Here is a 554-nt window from a genome sequence, read left to right on the forward strand (position 1 = left end):
TGCTCCACCACGCGCGGCTTGTCGCCAATGGTTTCCCAGCGGTAGTGGCAGCCCAGGCCCAGCGCGTTGCTGTGGCTGGTCATCAGCCCTTCGGCGTAGGTGAAGCCGCGCACCGAATCGCCGTTGCGGTTGATCACTTCGCTCAGTTGGCCGTGTTCGTCGTAGCGGTACTGGGTGAGCGTTTCCACCGCTTCGTTGTTCACCACGCGCTTGATGTCGGTTAGGCGGCCCAGCGGGTTGTCATAGTGCAGGTGCACCCGCGTGCCGCCGGTGGCGCTGATGTCGGTCAGCCTGCCTTCGGGTGTACGGGTGAAGTGCAGGAAGTGGCCGAGGGCGTTCTCGATGCGTTGCAGCGGGACTTCTGTGTTGGTGTCTGGCACTTCACCGAAGTAGAAGAACAGGTTGTCGAGGGTCTGCAGGAGGTAGTGGCCGCCCTCGGTGCACACCAGGTACACCTGCTCGTGGGGGTTGTAGATGCGCTCGCCTGGTTGCAGGGTGACGAAGGGGACTTCGCGGCCCTGGTTGTCGGTCAGGTAGATGAAGCTACCGCTGCG

At 63.2% G+C, this 554-nt stretch carries 1 pseudogene; it reads right to left on the bottom strand.

Annotated features, from left to right (window positions below):
- Nucleotides 1–554, bottom strand: a pseudogene (locus tag ACNFCI_RS24010) (type IV secretion protein Rhs); the annotation flags it as partial.

This window comes from Pseudomonas sp. NY15356 (assembly GCF_048068175.1).
GTDB classification, from domain to species: Bacteria; Pseudomonadota; Gammaproteobacteria; order Pseudomonadales; family Pseudomonadaceae; genus Aquipseudomonas; species Aquipseudomonas putida_K.